The following is a 3197-nucleotide window of genomic DNA, read 5'->3' as shown; positions in this document are numbered from 1 at the left end:
GAAACGATGGCAGCGTACTTGTTGGCATCAGCCATGGCGATGGCTTCCAGCGTTTCCGACAGAGTGCCGATCTGGTTCACCTTGATCAGGATGGCGTTGGCGATCTTCTTCTCGATGCCTTCGCGGAAGATGGCCGGGTTGGTCACGAACAGATCATCGCCGACCAACTGCACCTTATTGCCGATCTTGTCAGTCAACAGCTTCCAACCATCCCAGTCGCCTTCGGCCATGCCGTCTTCGATGGTGACGATCGGATACTGCTGCGCCCAACTTGCGAGCAGGTCGACGAACTGCGCCGGCGTGTAGACCTTGCCCTCGCCTTCCAGGTCGTACTTGCCGTCCTTGAAGAATTCGGAGCTGGCGGCATCCAGGCCCAGCAGAATTTCGCTGCCGATCTTGTAGCCGCTCTTGTTCACCGCTTCCAGGATGGTATCCAGCGCTTCGATGTTGGAACGCAGGTTCGGGGCGAAGCCGCCTTCATCACCCACCGCCGTGTTGAGGCCCTTGCCCTTCAGCACGCTCTTGAGCGCGTGGAAGATTTCCGCGCCGGCACGCAGCGCCTCGGCAAAGCTCGGCAGCCCGACCGGCAGCACCATGAATTCCTGCACGTCGACGTTGTTGTCGGCATGCGCACCGCCGTTGATGATGTTCATCATCGGCACCGGCAGCACGCCCGGCTTGCCGTGGGAGAGGTACTTCCACAGCGGCTCATGGCGCGAAGCGGCCACCGCGTGCGCGGCAGCCATGGAAACGCCGAGCAAGGCATTGGCGCCGAGGCGGCCCTTGTTCGGCGTGCCGTCGAGATCGATCAGCTTCTGGTCCAGGCCTTGCTGGTCAGCCGCATCGTAGCCTTTCAGTGCAGTGGCGATTTCGCCATTGACGTTGCCCACCGCCTTCTTCACGCCCTTGCCCAGGTAGCGCGACTTGTCGCCGTCACGCAACTCCACCGCTTCGCGCGTGCCGGTCGATGCGCCACTCGGCACCGCCGCGCGCCCGAAAGCGCCGCTGGCCAGCGTTACTTCTGCTTCGAGTGTGGGGTTGCCGCGGGAGTCGAGGATTTCGCGGGCGTGAATATGGGTGATGGCAGTGGTCATGGCGTTCCTTGTTCAACGTTGAAAGTGATGAGGATTTTGAACTTGCAGAATGCTGTCCCCGCTTCCCCCATCCTTCATCAAAGATGGGGGAAAGGGAGCCATTCAGTTCTGCTGCTCCAGAAAACCATGGCGCTTGGTGACGGCATCCAGCTCCAGCAAGGTCTGCAGCAGCGCTTCCATCTTGTCCAGCGGCCAGGCATTCGGGCCGTCGCTCAGCGCCTTGCTCGGATCCGGGTGCGTTTCCGCAAACAAGCCGGCAATGCCCACCGCGACGGCTGCGCGCGCCAGCACCGGCACGAATTCGCGCTGGCCGCCGGAACTGGTGCCCTGCCCGCCCGGCAACTGCACCGAATGGGTTGCGTCAAACACCACAGGGCAGCCGGTTTCACGCATCACGCTCAAGGAGCGCATGTCGGAAACCAGGTTGTTGTAGCCGAAACTGGCGCCGCGTTCGCAGACCATGATGGCGTCGTTGCCGACGGCCTTGGCCTTGTCCACCACGTTTTTCATGTCCCACGGGGCGAGGAACTGGCCTTTCTTGATATTCACCGGCTTGCCGGCGCGCGCCACGTTCTGGATGAAATTGGTCTGCCGGCACAGGAAGGCGGGTGTCTGCAGCACGTCTACCACCGCAGCCACTTCGTTCATCGGCGTGTATTCGTGCACGTCCGTGAGCAGCGGCACGCCCACCTGCCGCTTCACTTCCGCCAGGATGCGCAGGCCTTCTTCCATGCCCAGGCCGCGAAAGCTGGTGCCGGAGGAACGGTTGGCCTTGTCGAAGCTGGATTTGAAAATGAAGTTGACGCCGAGACGACCGGTGATTTCCTTCAGCTTGCCGGCCGTATCGACCTGCAGCTGTTCGGATTCCACCACGCAAGGGCCGGCGATCAGGAACAGCGGCTGATTCAGGCCGGCCTCGAAACCGCACAACTTCATGCAACTGCTCCCTTTGCCAGCTTCTCGCCCTCGCGCACGGCTTTGAATTCCCGCGCGGCGCGCACGAAGCCGATGAACAAGGGATGGCCGTCACGCGGCGTGGAGGTGAATTCCGGATGCGCCTGGCAGCCGAGGAACCACGGATGCTGCTGCAGCGGCAGTTCGACGATTTCCACCAGCAGGTCGTCCATCGACTTGCCGGAGATCACCAGCCCCAGGTCTTCGAACGACTGGCGATAGCGATTGTTGAACTCATAACGGTGGCGATGGCGCTCACGCACGACGTCCTGCCCGTAGAGCTGGCGCGCCAGTGTGCCGGCCTTGAGGCGGCATTCCTGCGCGCCCAGGCGCATGGTGCCGCCAAGATCGGAGCGTTCGCTGCGCTGTTCGACTTCGCCGGCCGCCGTGGTCCATTCGGTAATCAGTGCAATCACCGGATTGGGCGTATGGCGATCGTTTTCGCTGGAATCGGCATCGGTAAGGCCGGCCACGTTGCGCGCGAAATCCACCACTGCCGCATGCATGCCGTAGCAGATGCCGAAGTACGGCACGCCGTACTCGCGCGCATATTTCGCCGCGAGGATCTTGCCTTCGAAGCCGCGCTTGCCGAAACCGCCAGGCACCAGGATCGCATCGACACCGCTCAACACCTTGGCGGCGCCTTCGGCCTCGATCTGCTCGGAATCGATCCACTGCAGGTTCACGCGCGTCTGCTGCTTGATGCCGCCGTGGCGCAGCGCCTCGCCCAGGGACTTGTAGGCGTCCTTGTGCTCGACATATTTGCCGACGATGGCGACGGTGATCTCGTCCTTCGGATGCTCGACCGCGTCGACCGTACGCTGCCAGCCGGAAAGGTCGGCCGGCTTGGCATCCAGGCCCAGCTTCTTTACCACGATGTCGTCCAGCCCCTGCTGATGCAGCCACAGCGGTTGCTTGTAGATGACGTCCACGTCGGCGGCGCTGATCACTGCCGGCTCGGGCACGTTCGTGAACAGCGCGATCTTGCGGCGCTCGCTGTCCGGCAGTGGCTGCTCGCAGCGGCACAGCAGGATGTCCGGCTGGATACCGATGGAGCGCAGCTCCTTCACCGAATGCTGGGTCGGCTTGGTTTTGATCTCGCCGGCCGCCTTGATGTACGGCACCAGGGTGAGGTGCATGAACAGGCAC

The 3197-nt window shown here is 62.6% G+C and carries 3 protein-coding genes; all 3 read right to left on the bottom strand.

Annotation, left to right across the window (positions count from 1 at the left end; all coding sequences use genetic code 11):
* Window positions 1–1094, bottom strand: a 1094-nt coding sequence (gene eno, locus VMA74_RS09420; RefSeq protein ID WP_325366385.1) for a phosphopyruvate hydratase, incomplete at its 3' end; no start/stop codon positions are given.
* A gap of 102 nt (window positions 1095–1196) precedes the next feature.
* Entirely contained in the window at window positions 1197–2030 is an 834-nt protein-coding gene (gene kdsA / locus VMA74_RS09415; RefSeq protein WP_325366384.1) for a 3-deoxy-8-phosphooctulonate synthase, read from the bottom strand.
* Window positions 2027–3197, bottom strand: a 1171-nt coding sequence (locus VMA74_RS09410; protein WP_325366383.1) for a CTP synthase, incomplete at its 5' end; no start/stop codon positions are given. The genes kdsA and VMA74_RS09410, both read right to left, overlap by 4 nt.

The organism is Dyella sp., from assembly GCF_035508675.1.
Classification (GTDB): domain Bacteria; phylum Pseudomonadota; class Gammaproteobacteria; order Xanthomonadales; family Rhodanobacteraceae; genus Dyella_B.
Note: the sequence above shows the minus strand (reverse complement) of the source record. Positions and strands in the feature narration are given on the sequence as shown.

Excerpts from the sequence above, each read along its gene's own strand:
- kdsA (WP_325366384.1), bottom strand. The coding sequence starts at position 2,030 with ATGAAGTTGTGCGGTTTCGAGGCCGGCCTGAATCAGCCGCTGTTCCTG.